Annotated in this window: 19 protein-coding genes and 1 tRNA gene; 12 read left to right on the plus strand and 8 right to left on the minus strand. The window is 22.4% G+C overall.

Going from position 1 to position 20,876, the window contains the following annotated elements; genetic code table 11:
* Window positions 1-695 precede the first annotated feature (695 nt).
* The 4 genes from H0H35_RS02240 to H0H35_RS02255 form a co-directional block, all read right to left on the minus strand.
* On the minus strand, window positions 696-1,733 hold the full coding sequence (locus H0H35_RS02240; protein ID WP_185882836.1) for a dihydrofolate reductase family protein: 1,038 nt from the start codon (window positions 1,731-1,733) through the stop codon (window positions 696-698).
* A 3-nt stretch (window positions 1,734-1,736) separates the two neighbouring features.
* Window positions 1,737-2,510, minus strand: a complete 774-nt coding sequence (locus H0H35_RS02245) for a shikimate dehydrogenase family protein (protein WP_185882837.1) — start codon at window positions 2,508-2,510, stop codon at window positions 1,737-1,739.
* Between the two features lie 23 nt (window positions 2,511-2,533).
* Window positions 2,534-2,731, minus strand: a complete 198-nt coding sequence (gene rpsU, locus H0H35_RS02250; RefSeq protein WP_185882838.1) for a 30S ribosomal protein S21 — start codon at window positions 2,729-2,731, stop codon at window positions 2,534-2,536.
* A gap of 49 nt (window positions 2,732-2,780) precedes the next feature.
* A tRNA-Val gene (locus H0H35_RS02255) sits at window positions 2,781-2,855 on the minus strand.
* 40 nt (window positions 2,856-2,895) lie between these two features.
* Between H0H35_RS02255 and H0H35_RS02260 the strand changes: the two genes are divergently transcribed.
* The 6 genes from H0H35_RS02260 to H0H35_RS02285 all read left to right on the plus strand — a co-directional run bounded on the left by H0H35_RS02260 (window position 2,896) and on the right by H0H35_RS02285 (window position 10,381).
* Window positions 2,896-4,986 carry an ATP-dependent DNA helicase RecG gene (locus tag H0H35_RS02260; RefSeq protein WP_238892309.1) on the plus strand — a complete coding sequence of 697 codons (2,091 nt, stop codon included), beginning with the start codon at window positions 2,896-2,898 and terminating at the stop codon, window positions 4,984-4,986.
* A 3-nt stretch (window positions 4,987-4,989) separates the two neighbouring features.
* Entirely contained in the window at window positions 4,990-7,173 is a 2,184-nt protein-coding gene (locus H0H35_RS02265) for an ATP-dependent helicase (RefSeq protein WP_185882839.1), read from the plus strand.
* A gap of 243 nt (window positions 7,174-7,416) precedes the next feature.
* Complete coding sequence (locus H0H35_RS02270; protein ID WP_185882840.1) at window positions 7,417-8,010, plus strand: DUF4290 domain-containing protein; 594 nt, start codon at window positions 7,417-7,419, stop codon at window positions 8,008-8,010.
* A 6-nt stretch (window positions 8,011-8,016) separates the two neighbouring features.
* Window positions 8,017-9,330: a UDP-N-acetylglucosamine 1-carboxyvinyltransferase gene (gene murA / locus H0H35_RS02275; protein WP_185882841.1), complete on the plus strand. Its 1,314-nt coding sequence runs from the start codon at window positions 8,017-8,019 to the stop codon at window positions 9,328-9,330.
* 162 nt (window positions 9,331-9,492) lie between these two features.
* The gene (gene greA / locus H0H35_RS02280; protein WP_185882842.1) at window positions 9,493-9,978 is read left to right on the plus strand and encodes a transcription elongation factor GreA; all 486 of its coding nucleotides are present in this window, start codon (window positions 9,493-9,495) and stop codon (window positions 9,976-9,978) included.
* A complete protein-coding gene (locus tag H0H35_RS02285) occupies window positions 9,968-10,381 on the plus strand; it encodes an HIT family protein (RefSeq protein ID WP_185882843.1) in 414 nt (137 codons plus the stop codon). The genes greA and H0H35_RS02285 overlap by 11 nt, the downstream gene beginning before the upstream one ends.
* A gap of 3 nt (window positions 10,382-10,384) precedes the next feature.
* Here H0H35_RS02285 and H0H35_RS02290 read toward each other — a convergent pair whose 3' ends face one another.
* On the minus strand, window positions 10,385-11,161 hold the full coding sequence (locus H0H35_RS02290) for a type III pantothenate kinase (RefSeq protein WP_185882844.1): 777 nt from the start codon (window positions 11,159-11,161) through the stop codon (window positions 10,385-10,387).
* Between the two features lie 55 nt (window positions 11,162-11,216).
* Between H0H35_RS02290 and H0H35_RS02295 the strand changes: the two genes are divergently transcribed.
* Both H0H35_RS02295 and H0H35_RS02300 read left to right on the plus strand, forming a co-directional pair.
* Window positions 11,217-12,002, plus strand: a complete 786-nt coding sequence (locus H0H35_RS02295; RefSeq protein WP_185882845.1) for an alpha/beta fold hydrolase — start codon at window positions 11,217-11,219, stop codon at window positions 12,000-12,002.
* Window positions 12,003-12,017: 15 nt separating this feature from the next.
* Entirely contained in the window at window positions 12,018-12,620 is a 603-nt protein-coding gene (locus H0H35_RS02300; RefSeq protein ID WP_185882846.1) for a 5-formyltetrahydrofolate cyclo-ligase, read from the plus strand.
* On the opposite strand, the gene rseP is transcribed toward H0H35_RS02300, so the two are convergent.
* Complete coding sequence (gene rseP / locus H0H35_RS02305; RefSeq protein WP_185882847.1) at window positions 12,601-13,935, minus strand: RIP metalloprotease RseP; 1,335 nt, start codon at window positions 13,933-13,935, stop codon at window positions 12,601-12,603. The genes H0H35_RS02300 and rseP overlap by 20 nt on opposite strands.
* Before the next feature lie 67 nt (window positions 13,936-14,002).
* On the opposite strand from rseP, the gene H0H35_RS02310 reads away from it, so the two are divergent.
* Together H0H35_RS02310 and feoB are read left to right on the plus strand one after the other, a co-directional pair.
* Window positions 14,003-14,236, plus strand: coding sequence for a FeoA family protein (locus H0H35_RS02310; RefSeq protein ID WP_185882848.1), 234 nt, complete (start codon window positions 14,003-14,005; stop codon window positions 14,234-14,236).
* Window positions 14,236-16,326 (plus strand): ferrous iron transport protein B, encoded by a 2,091-nt coding sequence (gene feoB, locus H0H35_RS02315; RefSeq protein ID WP_185882849.1) that lies wholly within the window; start codon window positions 14,236-14,238, stop codon window positions 16,324-16,326. Before H0H35_RS02310 ends, feoB begins: the two co-directional genes overlap by 1 nt.
* Window positions 16,327-16,440: 114 nt before the next feature.
* Here the strand turns inward: feoB and H0H35_RS02320 are convergent, their stop codons facing one another.
* Entirely contained in the window at window positions 16,441-17,421 is a 981-nt protein-coding gene (locus H0H35_RS02320; protein ID WP_185882850.1) for a D-alanine--D-alanine ligase, read from the minus strand.
* 44 nt (window positions 17,422-17,465) lie between these two features.
* Here H0H35_RS02320 and H0H35_RS02325 point away from each other — a divergent pair, with 44 nt between their 5' ends.
* Window positions 17,466-18,392 (plus strand): PASTA domain-containing protein, encoded by a 927-nt coding sequence (locus H0H35_RS02325; protein ID WP_185882851.1) that lies wholly within the window; start codon window positions 17,466-17,468, stop codon window positions 18,390-18,392.
* A 99-nt stretch (window positions 18,393-18,491) separates the two neighbouring features.
* Window positions 18,492-19,508 (plus strand): RluA family pseudouridine synthase, encoded by a 1,017-nt coding sequence (locus H0H35_RS02330; RefSeq protein WP_185882852.1) that lies wholly within the window; start codon window positions 18,492-18,494, stop codon window positions 19,506-19,508.
* Here H0H35_RS02330 and mgtE read toward each other — a convergent pair.
* Window positions 19,503-20,855, minus strand: coding sequence for a magnesium transporter (gene mgtE, locus H0H35_RS02335; protein WP_185882853.1), 1,353 nt, complete (start codon window positions 20,853-20,855; stop codon window positions 19,503-19,505). The two genes, H0H35_RS02330 and mgtE, sit on opposite strands and share 6 nt — an antisense overlap.
* Window positions 20,856-20,876: the final 21 nt, after the last annotated feature.

Genomic DNA, 20,876 nt, shown 5'->3' on the forward strand with positions numbered 1-20,876 from the left:
AAAAAAGTTAAATAGATAAAATTTTTTCTTAAAGAAAAAAAAATAAAAAACGTTTTGTTTATTATACTTGTCCGGATTTCACTAATAAAATTTTACGATTGGTTATTTGTGATTTGATCAAGATACAATCTAATAATTAATATGCTATATAAAACAATTTATTATGAACTTTTTTTCATAACATATTAATTTATATAAATTCTAATATAAAAAATTGAATAAAATTTACGAATATAATTTGTAATAACGAATTTGATTCGATAATAAAAACGAAAAATAATAATAGATATTGATATTTTGAATATTATTTCCAAATATATCCATTTCTATTAAAAAAGAATAATATTTCTATATCCGTTTTACAACAACACAAAAAAAATATTTTTCAATCTAAATAAAAATATATTTTATGAATAATGATTCATATTCTTATTCAATTTATCAATTGAATAATCATTCCATATTGAAAACACAATTTTGTAATCTTTAAATAACGGAAAAAAATATAATAATCCAATGTTCGTTTTTGATTACAATTGTTATAATAATTTAAAAAAAGGAAAAAATGTTCTTTCAAAAAATCATAAATGTATACACATTTTTTGAAAGAAAAAAAACCTTTTGATAAAAAAAAATATCCAAATTCAAAACATGATTTTGATAATATTGACACACTGAATTTTTTAAATGAATAATTATTTATATACAAAATTTATTTTATTATCATGTGATAGTATACAAATAGATATTGTTCTATTAATATTTATTTTTTTATACATTAATCCTTTTACTTTAGGAGATAGGATTCCATTACTTAAATAAATATTAAAAGTAGTAATACGACATTCGTCCCAAATATTTTTTTTAAGAAAACTTTTTATGATTTTATTTTCTTCATTTATGATAAAAGATTGTATTTTTTTTTGATATAAAAATTTTAATACTTTTTCTATCATGTTTTTTTTAAAAGATATTTGGATGTATTCTACATTTTCTTTGTCATTTTTTTTTTTTTCACTGAAAATAATAGTCCTCAATTTTTCATTGAAAAGGAAAAATCGATTCGTTATTGATAATTTTTGATCAAAAAAAATTTGAATAGAATGAACATTATTCCAGTTTATCAATTTCCGATTTAAATTTTTTTTTCCTATTAAGAAACTATTCTCTTCAATTTTCCATTTAGAAAATAATTCTATACAGTACTTATCACTAGTAAGTGTATTTTTTCCATATGGAAAAAATATAAAACCATCTATACTTTGAGACCATGTTAAAATAATATAAGGTCTTTTTTTTTCATAGAAAGTAAAAAAACGTTTATTTAAATGATAACATTCATATTTCAAAAAATTTTCAATAACTATTACTCCATATTTTTTCAATTCTTTTCCTAAATTATTAAATTTATAAAATGGATTTTTTATACCTATTATTACTTTTGAAAGTTTATTTTTTATGATTAAGTTTATACCATTATAAAAATTTTGATAAGAAAAATAGAATTCCAATGTGATATATAACGTAGATTTTTTTAACAAATCTTTATCTTTCATTCTATTAATAGCTTGTTCAATTGGAAGTTCATTTTTTTGGTTATCAAACCAAGATTCCGAAATAATTTTTCCATTTTTTTCTATGACACATCCTAACATTGGATGAGGATAAGTAGATCCTAATCCGTTTTTAGCTAATTGAATGGCCCTCATCATAAAAATTTTTTTTTTTTCCACTTATTATAAATTGTTATTATTCCATATTTTCCAAGATTCTTCTGCTTGAATGTATAACATCTCTAATCCATTTTTAATGGTAGCTCCATTTTTCTCTCCTTTCCTTAGAAATAAAGTTTTATTGGGATTATAAACTAAATCATAAAAATAATGTTGATCAGATATATATTGATATGGTAAAGGTGGAAAACTATTTATATTTGGATATGTACCCAATGGAGTGCAATTGATAATAATTCTATATTCCTTTAATAAATTTTTATTGATATCCTCATAAATTAACATTCCTTTTTGTTTTTTTCTCGATATATATTGATACTTGATTTTCCATTTTTTTAGGACATATGAAATGGATTTAGATACACCGCCAGTGCCTAAAATTAAAGCTTTCAATGTATTTTTAGAATACAAAATTTGATTTATATTTTTTATGAAAGATCCTTCAAATCCAATATAATCCGTATTATATCCTATTTTTTCATATTTATTTATTTTTATTACGTTGACAGATCCTATTTTTTTTGCTATAGAATTAATTTTTGTTAAATATGGAATAATACTTTTTTTATAAGGAATAGTTACATTACATCCTTTTATGTAAGGATTTTTAAAAATGGAATCAACTTGTTTGATATCTGGAATATCATAAATAACATAATAACAATTATTTATTGATTCTTTTTTAAATTTATTTAAAAAGAAATTCTTTGAAAAAGAATAATGTATTTTTTTTCCAATTAATCCAAAAATGGATTGATATTTATCTTGACCAAACATGTAAATTTAAATATCTATTTTATTTATTCTTCATTTTTGATCCTCATTTTTTCTCGATATATAGCTCTTAAAATTTCATTTCTTCTTTCTTCTGAAGGTTTAACAAACTGTTGTCTTTCTCTAAATTCTTTCAAAACTCGAGTTTTATCAAACTTTTTTTTACTTTTTTTTAAAGCTTTATCTATGGATTCCCCTTCTCTAACGTTTATAATTAAAATCATAAAAAAATATAAATAGTTTTTTATTAAAATAATAAATTATTTTTAATAGTGGACATTATCGGATTTGAACCGATGACCTTTACTCTGTCAAAGTAATGCTCTAAACCAACTAAGCTAAATGTCCTATAATTTTTTTTAACAAAATTAAATATTTTTTTATAATAGTGAATGTAATTAATCATTTAAAAAAAGATTCTATTTTTGATAAACCAATAAAATACTTAAAAGGATTAAGTACAAAAAAAGCTGATTTATTTAATTCAATACTTCATATATATACATATGAAGATTTTCTTTGCTTTTATCCTAAAAAATATATTTTTTTTATAAAAAAAAATATATCCGAAATTTCTATTAAAAACGATTTTTATATACAAGTAACAGGTATCATAACAGATATAAAGGAAATCAATGGTAAAACTAAAAAAATATTAATAGCACGTTTAGAAGATCGAACTGGATTTATTGAATTATTATGGTTTCGTAAAATTCACCTTTTTAAAAATTTTAAGAAAAATAGACCTTTAATTGTATTAGGAAAAATATTCTTTTTTCAAAAGAAAATTCAAATTATTCACCCAAAAGTATACGATATAAATTCTTTTAAAAGAAGATTGTTTTTATATCCTATTTATCATATACCTCAGTCCTTAAAAAAAAAAGGAATTAATAATTCTTTTATTATTAAATTATTAGATAATTTAATAAAAGAATTAGAATTATATAAAAATTATTTTTTCTTTCAAAAAATTTTGAAAAAAAAAATAATGTCTAAAAAAGAATCTTTAATTCAAATTCACTTTCCAAAATCTTCAAATTGTTTATTAAAAGCAAAATATTTATTAAAATTTGAAAAACTTCTATTATTGAAATTAAAATCCTTATCAAAAAGAACTTTTTTCAGGAGTAAACCATTTTATAAAATAGGAAAAAAATTTTTTATGTTTTATAAAAAATTTTTACCATTTAATTTAACTAATGATCAAAAAAAAGCTTTTAAAGAAATTTGGATCGATTTAAAAAAACCAATTCAAATGCATCGTCTATTACAAGGAGATGTAGGATCTGGAAAAACAATAGTAGCTATACTAACTATTTTAGTTGCATTAGAAAATGGATATCAATCATGTATTATGACTCCTACAGAAGTATTAGCTATTCAACATTATCAATATATAAAAAAAATATTTCAAAAAATCGGAATTAATCAAATAGAATTATTAACTGGAAATATATCTAATTCAATACGAAATAAGATTTATCATCAATTATTAACAGGAAAAATTTCTATTATAATAGGAACACATTCTCTTATACAAAAAAACATCAAATTTCAAAAACTAGGATTGGTAATAATAGATGAACAACAACGTTTTGGTGTCAAACAAATTAATACAATTTGTAATAGTTATAATAATCAAAACCAATATTATCCTCATGTTTTAATTATGACGGCAACTCCAATACCTAGAACTTTAGCCAGAACTATTTACTGTACTTTAAATATTTCTATTATCAAAGAAAAACCCATAAAAAAAAAACCTATTAAAACTATCCATTTACACAATGAAGAAAAAAATAAAGCTTTTGAAATCATAGAAAATGAAATTGTAAAAGGAAGACAAGTATATATTGTTTATCCAACGATCAGTCAATCTTTTCATAAAAAATATGAAAATTTAATGATAGGATATAATAAAATAAAAACAAAATTTCAAAATCTAAAAAATCAAATTGGAATATTACATGGAAGAATGAATACTGAAGAAAAAAAAATACAAATTCATCAATTTATTTGTGGAATAACAAAGATAATGACAACAACTACAATAATAGAAGTAGGATTAGATATACCCAATGCTACTGTTATAATGATAGAAAATGCAAATTTTTTTGGATTATCACAATTACATCAATTACGAGGAAGAGTTGGTAGAGGCCTTCATCAAAGTTATTGTTTATTAATTACTAATAACAAAATTAGTATAGATGGTATTGGTAGAATGAATAGATTATGTAAAATTAATAATGGATTCGAAATATCAAAAGAAGATTTAAAAATCAGGGGTATAGGTGATTTAACTGGTATAAAACAAAGTGGAAAAAAATATTTTCCTATGGTAAATTTTACAAATGATATAAAATTAATAAAAAAGGTGAATTCAATTGCTAAAATTTTTTTAATAAAAAATCCTCATTTTATGAAAAAAAATAGATCTTTTATTCAAAATGTTATGAAATATATAATAAATTAAGTTATGGATAACATTGATAAAAAACTAAGCGATATTCAAAAAAAAATAATAAAAACTATAAATGGTCCAATACTTGTTCTCGCAGGAGCTGGTGCTGGAAAAACTAGGGTCATTACACATAGAATAACATATATGATTCGTAAAATCAAAATTCATCCTTCAAACATATTAGCATTAACTTTTACAAATAAAGCAGCTAAAGAAATGAAATATCGTATTTCTCAAATGATAAACGAATCTGATTTAAACCAAATAACAATTGGAACTTTTCATTCTATTTTTTCTAGTATCCTAAGAAAAGAAATTCACTGGATGGGATATCAATCAAATTATGTTATTTATGATCAACGAGATTCAGAAAATCTTATAAAAAAAATATTAAAAGAAACAAATTTTGATAGAAAATTAAGACCAAAAGAAATAATGAATAGAATGTCTGAATATAAAAACAATTTATATTCTAGATCTTTAAATAAAAATTCAAATTGTTATGATAAAATATATTACTTATATATGAAACGATGTTTTCAAGCAAGAGCCTTAGATTTTGATGATATCCTATTATATACCAATTGTCTATTTTTTTATTATCCAAATGTTCTTCATAAATATCAAATACAATTTAAATATATCCTTATTGATGAATATCAAGATACAAATTCTTCGCAAAACAATATTATAAAAAAATTATCTTATATACATCGAAATATATTTGCAGTAGGAGATGATGCTCAAAGTATATATTCTTTTCGTGGTGCAAATATTTCAAATATATTAAATTTTCATATAGATTATAAAAATGCCCAAGTATTTCGTTTAGAACAAAATTATCGATCGACTAATCATATTGTACAAGCTTCTAATAATGTAATTTCTTTGAATAAACATCAAATTTTAAAAAAAATTTGGACAAATAATGAAAAAGGTGAAAAATTAGAAATACATAAATTTTCTTCAGAAGTAGAAGAATCAAAATTCATAGCATCTTCTATTATTTCTATAATAGAAAAAGATAAAAAAATACAATTTAAAAATTTTGCTATTCTTTATAGAACAAATTTTCAATCACAAATTATAGAATTTGCATTAAAAGAAAATAAAATTCCATATAAAATATATGGTAGTATTTCATTTGAAAATAGAAAAGAAATTCGAGATTTATTTTCCTATTTTCGGATTATAGTGAATGAAAAAGATGAAGAATCATTAGTTCGTATTCTAAAAAAAAAAATAGGATATCAAAAAACTATTAATTCTATATTAGAAGCTTCTATTAAAACAAATCAAACTGTATATTTTATATTAAAAAATATAAAACATTACGGATTATTAAGAAAAAAAAAAACAATAGAAAATGTTGTACAATTTATCTTGAAAATAGAAGAAATACGATCCAAATCATATGTTGAAAATGCTTATAAAATTGCAATAGAAATTGTTCATTTTTTTATTCAAGATAATGATTCTTATGAATACAAAGATTTTCAATACATTATTGAATACATCTATTCTTATGTTCAAGAACAAAAAAATTTATTTCAAAAAAATAATATTCAATTATCAGATTTTTTACATCATTTTTACTTGGAAAAATACAATGAAAATATTATTGATCAAAAAAAAAATAATAAGCAGGATTATGTTTCATTAATGACTATACATTTATCTAAGGGATTAGAGTTTTCTACTATTTTTGTAGCAGGATTAGAAGAGAAATTATTTCCTTCAAGATCAACTATGAATGATCCTATAAAAATAGAAGAAGAACGTCGTTTATTCTATGTTGCTTTAACAAGAGCAAAAAAAAAAGCAATATTATCTTATGCAGAAAATAGAACTTTATGGGGTAAAAAAAAAAAAATGAATAAAAGCCGTTTTATTCATGAACTGATTCATAAAAGTGCCATCAATATTATAGAGGAAAAACCTCAATTAAAAAAATATATGAAATTAAATTCTTCAATAAATAAATCGAATAACGACCAATTAATAAATCATGTATTCAATAATTTACAAATAAAAAAAGGAGTCAAAGTCTTTCATAAAAAATTTGGAATTGGTACTATTATCAATATTCATTGTAATGAACAAATTGTTTCAATTAATTTTTTAAAAGTAGGAATAAAAAAAATATTATTAAGTTTAAATAAACTTTATATTTACGAAGAAAAAATTAAAATTTCTTGAAATCAAATTGAATATTCAATAGAAAATTATCGGATTTCAAAGAAATTAAAAATTTAATTAATCTGTAATTAATAATTTTTCAATTTTACAATTGATAATTATTTTTTTTATTAATATTAATGAGAATAATATAAAAGTTATATAGTTTTATAATTTTAATTCAATTTCATTTTGAATAAAAAAGTAAAAAATATATGGTATGAACAAATATTATTTTTAGTATTCAAAAACAATAAAATTAATATGGAATATAATACTAATCGTTTGAAATTAATAATACCAGAGTATGGTAGAAATATTCATAAAATGATAGATTATGCAGTACGAATAAAAAATAGAGATAAAAGAAATCGTTATGCATTAGGAATTATCAAATTAATGACAGATTCTATTCATTTTAGATTAAAAAAAAATGTCCCTTACTTTCAACATAAATTATGGAATCAATTAATGATTATGTCCCAATATCAATTGGATATAGATACTCCCTTTCCAAAACCAACTCCAAAAAAAAAAAAATTTTTTTATAAAAAAGTGGTATATCCCACGTATTTAATCAACTTTCGTTATTATGGAAAAATAATAAGGAACATGATCCATGTAGCTATTCATTGTAAAAATGAAAAAAAAAAAGAAGGATTATTTTATGCGATAGCAAATACCATGAAAAAAAATTATATGAGATGGAATAAAAGTATAGTAGAAGATGAAGTGATATTTAAAGATTTAGAAAAATTGTCTGAAGGTAAAATATGTTTAAAAAATAACTTAATAAATCCATTATTATATAAATTTTCTATTTTTAGGAAAAAAAATATTAAAAAAAAAAAAAGGTGATAATAAATGGGATTTTTTAAAATAAAAGGAGGATATCCTTTAAAAGGTGAAATTATTCCTCAAGGTGCTAAAAATGAATCATTACAAGTATTATGTTCCGTATTATTAACTTCAGAAAAATTAAGAATTAAAAATATTCCAAAAATAGGAGATGTAAGATGTATAATTAAAATACTTCAAAATTTAGGAGTAACAGTAAAAAAAAATGGAAATAAAGATTTTACTTTTCAGGCAAAAAATATAAACATCGAATATATATATACAAAAAAATTCCAAAAACATGGAAAACTAATCAGAGGATCCATCATGATAGCCGGACCGATTCTTTCTAGATTTGGTAAGGTATGTATCCCTATACCAGGAGGAGATAGAATTGGAAGAAGACGTTTAGATACCCATTTAAATGGGTTTAAATTATTAGGAAGTAATGTTTCTTATCATCACATACATAAATGTTTTTACTTAAATACAAATAATAAACAATTAAATGGAAGTTACATCTTAATGGAAGAAGCTTCTATTACAGCTACAGCTAATATAATAATGGCTTCCACTTTAGCTAAAGGAAAAACAATTATTTATAATGCAGCATGTGAACCATACATTCAACAATTATGTAAACTACTAAATCAAATGGGAGCTAAAATAAAAGGAATAGGTTCTAATTTATTAACCATAATTGGAGTACCAGAATTAGGAGGTGGGACTCATCATATATTACCTGATATGATTGAAATAGGAAGTTGGATTGGTTTAGCCGCCGTTACTTCATCTGAAATACGAATTAAAAATGTAAGTTGGAAAAATTTAGGCATAATTCCTAATGTTTTTAGAAAAATGGGAATCAAACTAGAGAAAGAAAAAGATGATATTTATATTCCTACACAAAAGTCTTATCAAATAAAAAAGTTATTAAATAATTCAATATTAACAATATATGATTCTCCTTGGCCAGGACTAACTCCTGATTTATTAAGTATTTTAATTGTAGTAGCTACTCAGGCTAAAGGCAGTGTTTTAATTCATCAAAAAATGTTTGAAAGTCGACTATTTTTTGTTGATAAACTAATAGAAATGGGCGCACAAATCATATTGTGTGATCCACATAGAGCTACTATTATAGGTCTCAATCACCAATCTTATTTACGTGGATCAATATTAAATTCACCAGATATAAGAGCTGGAATATCTATTCTCATAGCAGCTCTTTCTGCTAAAGGATTCAGTATTATAAAAAATGTAGAACAAATAGATAGAGGTTATGAAAATATAGATCAAAGATTACGTGTATTAGGAGCTGATATTTTGAGGATAGAATAGAAAATATTTTATTATCATATTTATTGTTTTTTTTATATTTTATCGATGATAAATTGATTTTTTCGATTTTTAAAAAGAAATTATAACATATAAACATTTGTATATTCGATTTTTTTCTGAATCATATACTATGAAAAGATAAAAAATAATAATGAAAACATTATGGAAAAATTTGAATATATCACAAAAAAAGGACTGAAAAAACTTCAGAAAGAAATAGAAAGATTAGAAAGAGTAGAGAGACCAAAAATATCAATGCAAATATCAGAAGCAAGAGATCAAGGTGATTTATCAGAGAATGCAGAATATAATGCTATTAAAGAAGCTCAAGGTTTATTAGAAATGAATATAACTAAACTAAAAAAAAAATTAATTAATTCTCGGATAATAGATGGTGTAATCATAGATAAAACAAGAGTATCCATTTTATCTACAGTCAAGGTTAAAAATTTAACTTATGGAGGAGAACAAGTTTATACTTTAGTACCAGAAGGTGAAACCGATTTAAATATCGGAAAAATATCTATACATGCTCCCATATCAATTGGGTTAATTGGGAAACAAGTTGGCCAAATTGCTATTATTAGATTACCAAATAATGTAATACTTCATTATAAAATATTAGAAATTTTATTCAATGAAAAATAATATATTTCAACAAATCATTACAAATGAAATTCATTCTTATAAAATAGCAGAAAATGCTGATTTCATTGCTTTTTTAGACATTTATCCTATGAAAATAGGTCATACATTAGTTATTCCTAAAAAAAAAAATATTGGAAATATTTTTTATATTTCGGAAAAAGATTATCTTTCTATTATGATTTTTTCTAGAAAAATAGCTCTAGGTATAGAACACGAAATTCCATGTAATAGAGTAGGTTTATTTATTATGGGATTTGAAATTCCGAATCATGTTCATATACATTTGATTCCCATGGATCAAGAAAGTGATGGTGATTTTTCTAAAAAAAGAATTTCATTATCCAATCATCAGTTTCATTTAATATCAAAACGATTGAAAAAATATATTAATAAAATTTTGTAATTATTATTTATGATTTAAATGAAATAATACTTTCAAACCTTTCATCGTATGGTTTTTATCATTGATATGTATTTGTTCTGTCAAAGGGAAATATATATGAGAAAAACCACCAGTTGAAATAACAAAACAATTTGTTTTTAATTCATTATTAATTTTATTAATTAAACCTTCTACCATACTTAAAAACCCATAAACCATTCCACTTTGAATACATGTTTTTGTACATTTTCCCAATACCATAGGAGGTTTTTCTATGGTTATTTTTGATGAAAGCAACGAAGTATTTCTAATTAAAGAAGAAAGAGAACTGGATATTCCTGGTGCAATAATCACACCTTTAATCATTCCATATTTATTTACACATATTAAGCTTAATACAGTTCCAAAATCAACTATCAAAATATCTTTTTTACCATATAAAGTATATGCAGCTATAGCATTAGCATATAAATCTGTTCCTAATTGATGAGAGCAATGTTTTACAGGAGAAAAAGAATATTGATTTACTATAATTGGTTTAATTTGATATATTTTATATAGTGATTTATCTATGATTTTTGTTAAATTGGGAACTACGGAACCAATTACAATATTCCTTATTTTTTTCGAAAAAAATAGATTTTTTTCATATAATTTTTTTAAAATAATAATATATTTATCTAATGATAAATTTAAGTTACTTTGAATATACCAGGATTGATAACACTTAATGTCAAAATTTTTATTGTGAAAAACACCAAATCGAATACTAGAATTTCCGATATTTATAGTCAATAACATTGTATATTATAAATTGATAAAAATAAAAAATTATAATTTTTTATTCAATAATTTTATGTTAAATAGAGAAAAAAATTTTATAATAAAAAAAGAAGAAGATCCCGTCATCATATTTTTACATGGATTTATGGGTAGTTCCAAAATATGGAATGATGTTTTCCGTATTTTTTCTGATCAATATAAAATTTTGTCTATTGACCTACCCGGTCATGGAAAAAGTAAGCCTATTTCATCAAAAGAACAAGTGTATTCTATGGAATATATAGCAAATATGGTCAAACAAGTAATAGAAAAAGAAAATATAAAAAAAATAATTCTTATAGGTCATTCAATGGGTGGTTATATATCATTAGCTCTTGCAGAAAAAAATCCAAACATATTTTTAGGTTTATGCTTACTTCATTCTACTTCAAAACCAGATACATACGAAAAAAAAAAAAAAAGAAAACAATCCATTCAATTAGCAAAAAAAAATTATCCTTTTTTTATATCTAAAAGTGTCAATACATGGTTTAATCCTGATAAAATATTTTCTTTACAAAAAGAAATTTCTTTTACAAAAAAAATAGCTTTATCTACAGATCAAAATAGCGTAATTTCTTTTATAGAAGGAATGATAATACGAAAAAATAGAGATTTTTTATTGAAAACAACAAAATTTCCAAAATTATTGATATATGGAAAATATGATTTAATTATTGAAAAAGATTCAATAAATGAAGAAATAAAAATGGGTTATAAAACATATTTAAATGAGATTCCTTCAGGACATATGGGACATATAGAAAAACCTCAAATATTAGTAGAGAAATTGAAAATTTTTATTGATGCAATTTTATAAAAAAGATTTGAATTTATGAATTCTTTTAAAGAAAAATATAGAAAATATTTTTTAAAATATAGGAAGGGTTTCTCATCAAAAGAGATTATTCAAATGAGTTATAATATTTTTCTTATGACAAAGAATATTTTTTTTATTTGGAATTATATGTATTATCATATATTTTTACCTATGGATAAATACAATGAAGTTCATACATTTTTTATTATTAATTTTCTTCTTAAGAAAAAAAAATTTGTAACCGTTCCGATTTTAGATTTTCCCAATCATTCTATAAACAATTGCATGTTTCATAAAAAATGTATTTTAAAAAAAAATAAATATGGAATATTAGAGCCTATTTATAAAATTTTTTTACCTATTACATCTATAGATGTAATATTCATTCCGTTACTTATTTTTGACATGAGAGGTTATCGTATAGGGTATGGAAAAGGATATTATGATAAATTTATGTTTTTATGTAAAAAAAATGTTCTAAAAATCGGGTTAAATTTTTTTCATCCAATAAATAAAATTGAAGACATACATCAAAATGATTTATTGTTAAATATAGGAGTTACTCCTAATTCTATATTTTATTTCATCAAAAATAAAGTCATAATACAAAAATTTTAAAAATATCCCAAATAATGATGATGATCATCATCAAACTAAGAATCATAAATCCGATAATAGTACAACGTTCTATAAATTTTGTATTCAATCTTCTACCTGAAAATAATTCAATCAAAATAAATAATATATATCCACCATCTAATGATGGAATAGGAAATAAATTCAAAAAAGCAATCCAAATAGATAAATTAGCAGTGATATTCCAAAATATACTCCATTTCCATTCAGGAGGAAATACTCTTATCATGGAAAAAAAACTACCAATTTGGTTATATGCTTTATTTTCTATATGAAATACATGTTGAAAAAAATATATTTGATTTTTTATTACATTCCAAGATTTGATACATCCATAATAGATACTATCAATAATGGTAAAATTTTTTTTTTCAAAAGAAAAAATATCATTCATGTTTATAAAATTTTTTAGATAGATTCCTAAAAATTTTTTTGGACTAAAAAAAATTTTTTTTTGAATATAAGAACCTTTTCTATTAACCGAAATATATAATTCTTTATTTTGATTTTTTATCAAAATATCTTGTAATTGATCATAGAATAAAATAGGTTGTGAATTAACCGATATAATTTCGTCATTAACCATAAATCCACATTTTTCTGCTTCTGAATTTTTCATTACATGTTTTATAATAGGAGGAATTCTAGGTTTGATCATAAAAAAAGGTTTTTTGCTATCAAAAAGGATCCTTTTTTTATTACTATCTAAAAATAACTTTATCATATTTCCCATACGATCTATCGTAATAGTTTTTCCAATAATAATACATTTAGGTATTTCATGAAAATATTTGACGTGTTTCCCATCTACAGACAATATTTTATCACCATTTTTTAATCCTATTTTTTTTCCTACAGAATCCACTTCTATTCCATATTTAACATTTTTTGTTAATAAATTCATTTCTCCATACTGAAATAACATTATAGAAAATATTATAATAGATAAGATGGTATTAAATAAAATACCTCCAAAAATGATCAAAAATCTTTTAATAGCTGATTTAGAATAAAACTTATCGCTATTTTGATTATATTGTTTTTTATTTCTTGAAGAAGATTCCTCTAACATTCCAGATATTTTAACATAACCCCCTAAAGGAATCCATCCTATACCATATATAGTTTTTCCTATTTTTTTTTTAAAAATAGAAAACCATGGATCAAAAAATAAAAAAAATCTTTCGACTCTCACTTTAAATAATCGGGAAAAAAAGAAATGTCCAAATTCATGAGTTATAATAAGGATAGATATACTGATAATTAATTGTATAGTTTTTATAAAAATAGATATCATGCTATAAATTTATATAAAAAAAATAAATTTATTTTTCATTTTTTTTAATTATTAAATTTGTAAAATTTTGAATTTATCCGATCTTAAAAAAGGAGATAAAGGAATTATTAAAGGTTTTTATAATGATAATATAACTTTAAAATTATTAGAATTAGGAGTTTTACCTGGAATACAATTTGAAATTATTTTTGTTTCTATTTTTCATGATCCTTTATGTATAAGTTATGGACAGTCTTGTTTAGTTTTACGAAAAGATGAAGCAGAAAAAATTCTAGTAGAACCTATTGAAATACATAAGTAATGAAAACAAAAAATATCGTTAAATTAGCATTATTAGGAAATCCTAATGTAGGAAAAACTTCTATTTTTAATCAACTTACAGGTTTAAATCAAAAAATAGGAAATTATTTAGGAGTAACAGTTGAAAAAAAAATCGGGTTTTTTTTTCATAAAAATATTGAATATCAAATTATAGATTTACCTGGAATTTATAGTATATATCCTTCATCTGAAGATGAAGAAATTGTAAGTAGATTATTAGAAAATCTGAATGATTCAGATCACCCGGATAAAATTATATTGGTAGCTGATTCATCTAATTTAAAAAAAAGTATTCTTTTATTTAGACAGATACAAGATTTAGGATTTCCTATCTTATTAACTTTAAATATGATAGATGAAGCAGAAAAAAAAGGAATATCAATTAATGTAAAGAAACTAAAACAATGTCTTAAAACAGAAATTATTTTTCTGAATGGAAGAAAAGGATTGGGATTGAATAATCTGAAAAATAAATTAATAACAATTCAACCAAAACAAGAAAAGTTTTTTTCTAAATCGGGTTTATATTATTCTTTCGCTATAAATGATATAAAAACATTTTATAATGTAAGTACTTATAAAGCTTGGTTTTATTTAGCTTCTAATAATAATATATTTAAAAAAAAAATTTTTTTAGAAAAAATAAAAAAAAAATACAATATAACTTCTAAACGACTTCAAGTAAAGGAAATACTAGATAGATACGAAGAAATTAATAAAATATTTTCAAATACTATATCCGAATCTGTATCATATCGGAAAAAAAAATATTTAGAATTTTCAAAAAAAATAGATAATAATTTTATTGTTCATTATTTTTGGGGTTACTTATTTTTTTTCACTCTTTTATTTTTTATTTTTCAATGTGTATTTTTTTGTTCAGATTTTCCTGAAAAATTAATCAGTTCTATTTTTTTTTCAATAGAACAAAAATTAAAATTACTGATTAACCCAGGACCTTTAAAAAATTTTCTTTTTCAAGGTATATTTCCTGGAATCATAACCATTATAAATTTTATTCCTCAAATCTTTATTCTTTTGTTTTTTATTCTTCTTATGGAAGAAAGTGGATATATAAATCGAGTTATATTTTTAATGGATAAAATCATGAGACCTTTTGGTTTAAATGGAAAAAGTATCGTACCTCTCATTTCTGGTATGGCTTGTTCTATTCCGGCTATTATGTCTTCTAGACATATAGAAAGCTCTAGAGATCGGTTAATTACAATTTTATCTATACCATTTATGGCATGTTCAGCAAAATTACCTATTTATACTCTTATCATATCCTTGACCATTCCAAATAAAAAATGGGGAATTATTCATTTAAGAGGTGTCATATTAATGTCAATGTATTTTATAGCAATTTTTTCTGCTTTTAGTGTTGCTTTCATATTTCATCGACTTTTATTAAAAAAAAATTATAAAAGTTATCTCATTATGGAAATTCCATCTTACAAAATTCCTATATTTAAAAATATATTTATTAGTTTATGGATCCATATAAAATCTTTTTTATTCAGTACAGGAAAAATAATTTTACTGATTAATGTTATCATTTGGGTATTAGGATCTTTTGGTCCTGAAAAAACATCATATATACATAAAATCAAAAACAATTCAATTTTTAATATTGAAAAAAAAGAATTAGATCGTTCTTATTTAGGCATATTAGGAAAAAGAATAGAACCAGCTATTCATCCATTAGGATTTGATTGGAGAGTGGGTATCGGCTTACTTTCTTCTTTTATAACAAGAGAAGTTTTTGTTAGTACAATGAATTCTATACATGAAATAGAAAAAAAATCAAATAATTCGGATTATCAAATAGCAAAAAAAACAAATAACAATTTCAAAAAAATACATAAATTTAACTTGTGTACTGGAATTTCTCTATTATTTTTTTATACATTTTCTATGCAATGTATGACTACACTTTCAATAATTAAAAAAGAAACGAAATCATGGAAATGGCCCATTATTCAATTTACTTCTATGACCTTACTCGCTTATATTTTTTCCTTCTCCATTTACCAAATACTGAAAATCATATTTGGTGGGAATATATAATAATAGGTCTATTTTTTCTTTTTTCAATTTTTATTTTAATTAAAAACATTATACTAATTTTTTCTAATAGAAAAAATACTTGTACAAATAAGTGTCATTGTAAAAAACGATGAATCATGTTTTCTGTTCGATAGACCGATTTATTTCATCACAAAATACATCTGATAAAGATATACCTGCAATTTTGAATTGTTTTGGAACGATACTATCTTCCGAAAGCCCTGGTATAGTATTGATTTCTAAAAAATAAGGTTTTCCATTTACAATGATGTATTCAGATCTGGTAATTCCAGATAAATTGAAAATTCTATACACTTTTTTAGCTATATATTTAATTTTATTTTCAAGATGATATGCCAATTTTGAAGGTGTAATTTCTTTGGATTTTCCAGAATATTTGGATTCAAAATCAAAAAATTCATTTTGACTGATGATCTCTGTTATTGGTAAAACAAGAATTTCGTTTTTAAATTTAAGAACTCCTACTGAAACTTCTTTTCCTTTAAGAAAAGATTGAATAATAATTTCTTCATCTTCTTTAAATGCTTCATCCATTGCATTATTTAAATTTTTTTCTACAAATACTTTACTCACTCCTAAACTAGATCCTGATTTATTAGGTTTGACAAAACATGGAAATCCAATTTTATCTAAAATAATTTTTTTATTAATTTTTTGATTTTTGTTTAAAAAAACGGATTTAGCTGTATTAATTCCAAAGTGTCTTAAAATATTTAAACAATACTTTTTATTAAAAGTGATATTTGATTGATAAAAATTACATCCCGTATATGGAATGTTTAATAAATCAAAATATGCTTGTAACATTCCATCCTCTCCAGGAGTTCCATGAATGGCATTAAAAATGCAATCAAATTTTAAGGATTTATTTTCCATATTTACAGAAAAATCCTTTTTATTTATAGGATATTTTGTATTATTTTCATCTTTCATAAACCATTCATCCTTAAAAATATATACACAATATGAATGAAATTGTTTATTACATAAATTTTTATAAACTGTATTTCCACTTTTTAATGAAATAGAAGATTCTTTAGAATATCCTCCCATAATAACGGCTATATTTTTCATTAATAATTTTTAATTTTTATTGTATTAAATAACATGTTTTTTCTATGAATTATTCGAAATATATTTTTGTTTTTACCATCAATTTATTACTATCTATATTTTTTATTTATAAAATATCTCAATTTTCATTGAAATGGATTGATATTTATACTAAACATGGTACTTATGTAGTAGTTCCTAATTTACATCATTTTAATATATATCAAGCAATTTCATCATTAAAAAAATTAAAATTAAAATATGATATCGAGATATCAAAAAATTATAATCCAAATTATAAAAATAATCAAGTAGTATTCTCTTCTCCAAAAGAAGGTGATCATGTAAAAGAAGGACGAAAAATTTACTTAAAAATAAATTCAATTATATCAAAATATATTATTCTTCCTGATATTATAAATAAAAACAAAAATATAGCTATCAAATTACTTCATGCAAACAATATTTTGATTCAAAAAGTATATTACATTGCAAATTTTTCCAAAGATTTTGTAATCAAAGTATTTTATAAAGGAAAAAAAATAAATCCAGGATATATTCTGCATCCTGATCAAAACGAAATCATTTTATTTATCGGAAAGGGTTATGATCAAAATTATTTTAAAATTGTACCTAACGTGATTGGACTATCTTTAGATAAAGCTATGTTTATTTTAAAAAAAAAATCATTCAATATTATTCATTTTCATTATGACAATTTAAATATGAATGAAGAGGCGGATCAAAAAAAAAAATCAAAAGTATATAACCAAAAACCAATTTTTGGACAAATATACGACCAAAGAAATCCTATAGAAATTCGTTTAAAAGTAAATAATAATTTTATGAAAAAAGGTGAAAAAACATTAGATTCAACTACTTTAAATGTTTTAAAAGATAAACCCAATTGTTCATTAGATTATCAATTAGACGATACCAAAAATATGAATGAAGAATCAATATCTATAAATGAATCAAAGTCTACTTCATAATAAGTAGAAAAATCCATCATAAAATGTAATTTTTACAACTTCAATTACTAAAAAATACTTGATAATATATTTTTTGGAAACAACATATTAAAAAATCATATGGAAAAAGATATAAAAAAAATACAAATTATTGTAAATGAACACTTAGATAAACCAATGCGAATTGACAAATTTTTAAGTCTAAAAATTCAAAACATGACTAGAAATCAAATTCAAAAATATTCGAAAATACAAAATATTTTAGTGAACGATAATCCTGTAAAAAATAATTATAAAGTTAAATTTTTAGATTGTATAAAATTTCAATTTTATATTCATTCTTTAAAAAATACATATTTAGATTACAATAATATTTCAGAAGAAAAAATAAAGATAAAGATTGTTTATGAAGATAAATATGTTCTTGTAATTGATAAACCAGCTGGAATCGTAGTACATCCTGGAGTTGGAAATGAAAAAGGAACTTTAATTCAAGGTATTAAATATCATTGTCATTATGATTTAGGAAATATGTATAGAGGTGGAATAGTGCATCGATTAGATAAGAATACTTCTGGTCTTTTAGTTTTTGCTAAAAATAAATTTTCGCAAGAATATTTATTGCATCAATTTCAAAATAAAACAATTCAAAGAGAATATGTAGCATTAGTTTGGGGTATTTTGAAAAAAAAAAAAGGAGAGATTACTGGATTTATTGGAAGAAATTCTAAAAACAGAAAAAAAATGAGTCTATTTCGTGAAAAAAGTAACAATCATAAAAAATATTCAATAACAAAATATCAAATATTAGAAAGATTTAAATATTTAACATTCGTTTCTTGTCAACTAAAAACAGGGAGAACTCATCAAATAAGGGTACATTTTAAATATATAGGTCATCCAGTTTTTCAAGACCCTGTTTATGGAGGTGTAAAAACATATATGATTAAAAAATTGTCCAATAAATATGTATTATTATTCAATGATTGTATGAAAATACTAAAAAGACAAGCTTTACACGCTATATCACTTTCTTTTATTCATCCATTCAATGGAAAATGTCATTTTTTCAGTCCCATACCTAAAGATTTTCAAAAAATATTAGAAAAATGTAGAGGGACTGAACATGTTTTATAATAAAGTACCACTAAGAATCATGTATGATATAGAAAAATAAATAATTAAACCAACTACATCTACTAGTGTAGCTACAAAAGGAGCAGAAGAACTAGCAGGATCTCCTTTAAATTTTTTAATTATAAAAGGTAACATAGATCCGCTCAATGTACCCCATAAAACAATTCCAACTAAAGAAAAAAATATTGTCAATCCTATTAATAACCAATGAGATCCATAATTTACTAAATTAGTATGATGCCAAGTAATAATACGTATAAAACCAGTCATTCCTAAAATACTACCCAAACAAAATCCACAAATGATTTCTCTTTGCATAACTAACCACCAATCTTTAATTTTCACTTCTCCTAAAGCCATAGCTTGAATAATTAAACTAGAAGCTTGAGATCCACTATTTCCACCACTTGACACAACTAAAGGGATAAATATAGAAAGAACAATAGCTTTTTCTAGAACACTTGAGAATTGTTGCATTACTGTTGTCGTAAACATTTCTCCTACAAATAACAAAATCAACCATCCTGCTCTTTTTTTTATCAATTTAAATAAAGGAACATGAAGATAAGATTGATTGATTACTTCCATTCCTCCTATTTTTTGAAAATTTTCTCGATAATTCTCATTTAATACCCATAAAATGTCATCTATTGTCACTATTCCTAATAAATGATTTTGATCATCTACTACGGGTAAAGAAACTCTATTATTAATAGAAAATATTTTCGTTGCTTCTTCTTCTGTATCTGTTACTTTTAATGAAACTGGATTTTGGTTATCCATTATAACGGAAACTTTGATAGTTGGATCAACCAATAAAAATTCTTTTATTTTGATGTTATCAATTAATTTACCATCTTGATCAACGATGTAAATAATTTCTATAAAATTACTATCTTTAACTTCTTTTCGAATATGATCTAATACTTCTTGTACTTTCCAATCTTTTTCTACTGCAAGATAATAAGGTATCATTAAACGGCCTACGCTATTTTCAGGATATCCTAATGACATTAAAGTTTTTTTTTTTTCTTCTGTATTTAAATATTGAATTAGATATTTTAAAAAGTGATTGGGAAGATTTTCTAAAAAAGAAACACGATCATCTACTGATAAATTATTTAGAAAATCCATTTTTTCATTGGAAGACATGTTTTCTATAATTTTTGTTTTAATAGGATCATCTAAAACTTTAAATACAGAAATCGATTTACATAATGTCAATAAACTAAATATATTATAGGATTCATTTGGATGAAGATGGATTAATTTAACTAAATTTTCAATAGTTTGCTTGTTTAATAATTTTTTAGATAAAAAATTATTTTTATGATCATTAAAAAACATTTTCATTATTTTTTTTGATAA

This window comes from Blattabacterium cuenoti (genome assembly GCF_014252435.1).
In the GTDB taxonomy this organism is placed as follows: Bacteria; Bacteroidota; Bacteroidia; order Flavobacteriales; family Blattabacteriaceae; genus Blattabacterium; species Blattabacterium cuenoti_X.

Bases quoted from the DNA above. Each gene is read 5' to 3' on its own strand.
- H0H35_RS02245 (WP_185882837.1), bottom strand. From the start codon at position 2,510: ATGTTTGGTCAAGATAAATATCAATCCATTTTTGGATTAATTGGAAAA.
- rpsU (WP_185882838.1), bottom strand. From the start codon at position 2,731: ATGATTTTAATTATAAACGTTAGAGAAGGGGAATCCATAGATAAAGCT.
- H0H35_RS02265 (WP_185882839.1), top strand. From the start codon at position 4,990: ATGGATAACATTGATAAAAAACTAAGCGATATTCAAAAAAAAATAATA.
- H0H35_RS02270 (WP_185882840.1), top strand. From the start codon at position 7,417: ATGGAATATAATACTAATCGTTTGAAATTAATAATACCAGAGTATGGT.
- murA (WP_185882841.1), top strand. From the start codon at position 8,017: ATGGGATTTTTTAAAATAAAAGGAGGATATCCTTTAAAAGGTGAAATT.
- greA (WP_185882842.1), top strand. From the start codon at position 9,493: ATGGAAAAATTTGAATATATCACAAAAAAAGGACTGAAAAAACTTCAG.
- H0H35_RS02285 (WP_185882843.1), top strand. From the start codon at position 9,968: ATGAAAAATAATATATTTCAACAAATCATTACAAATGAAATTCATTCT.
- H0H35_RS02290 (WP_185882844.1), bottom strand. From the start codon at position 11,161: ATGTTATTGACTATAAATATCGGAAATTCTAGTATTCGATTTGGTGTT.
- H0H35_RS02295 (WP_185882845.1), top strand. From the start codon at position 11,217: ATGTTAAATAGAGAAAAAAATTTTATAATAAAAAAAGAAGAAGATCCC.
- H0H35_RS02300 (WP_185882846.1), top strand. From the start codon at position 12,018: ATGAATTCTTTTAAAGAAAAATATAGAAAATATTTTTTAAAATATAGG.
- rseP (WP_185882847.1), bottom strand. From the start codon at position 13,935: ATGATATCTATTTTTATAAAAACTATACAATTAATTATCAGTATATCT.
- feoB (WP_185882849.1), top strand. From the start codon at position 14,236: ATGAAAACAAAAAATATCGTTAAATTAGCATTATTAGGAAATCCTAAT.
- H0H35_RS02320 (WP_185882850.1), bottom strand. From the start codon at position 17,421: ATGAAAAATATAGCCGTTATTATGGGAGGATATTCTAAAGAATCTTCT.
- H0H35_RS02325 (WP_185882851.1), top strand. From the start codon at position 17,466: ATGAATTATTCGAAATATATTTTTGTTTTTACCATCAATTTATTACTA.
- H0H35_RS02330 (WP_185882852.1), top strand. From the start codon at position 18,492: ATGGAAAAAGATATAAAAAAAATACAAATTATTGTAAATGAACACTTA.
- mgtE (WP_185882853.1), bottom strand. From the start codon at position 20,855: ATGTTTTTTAATGATCATAAAAATAATTTTTTATCTAAAAAATTATTA.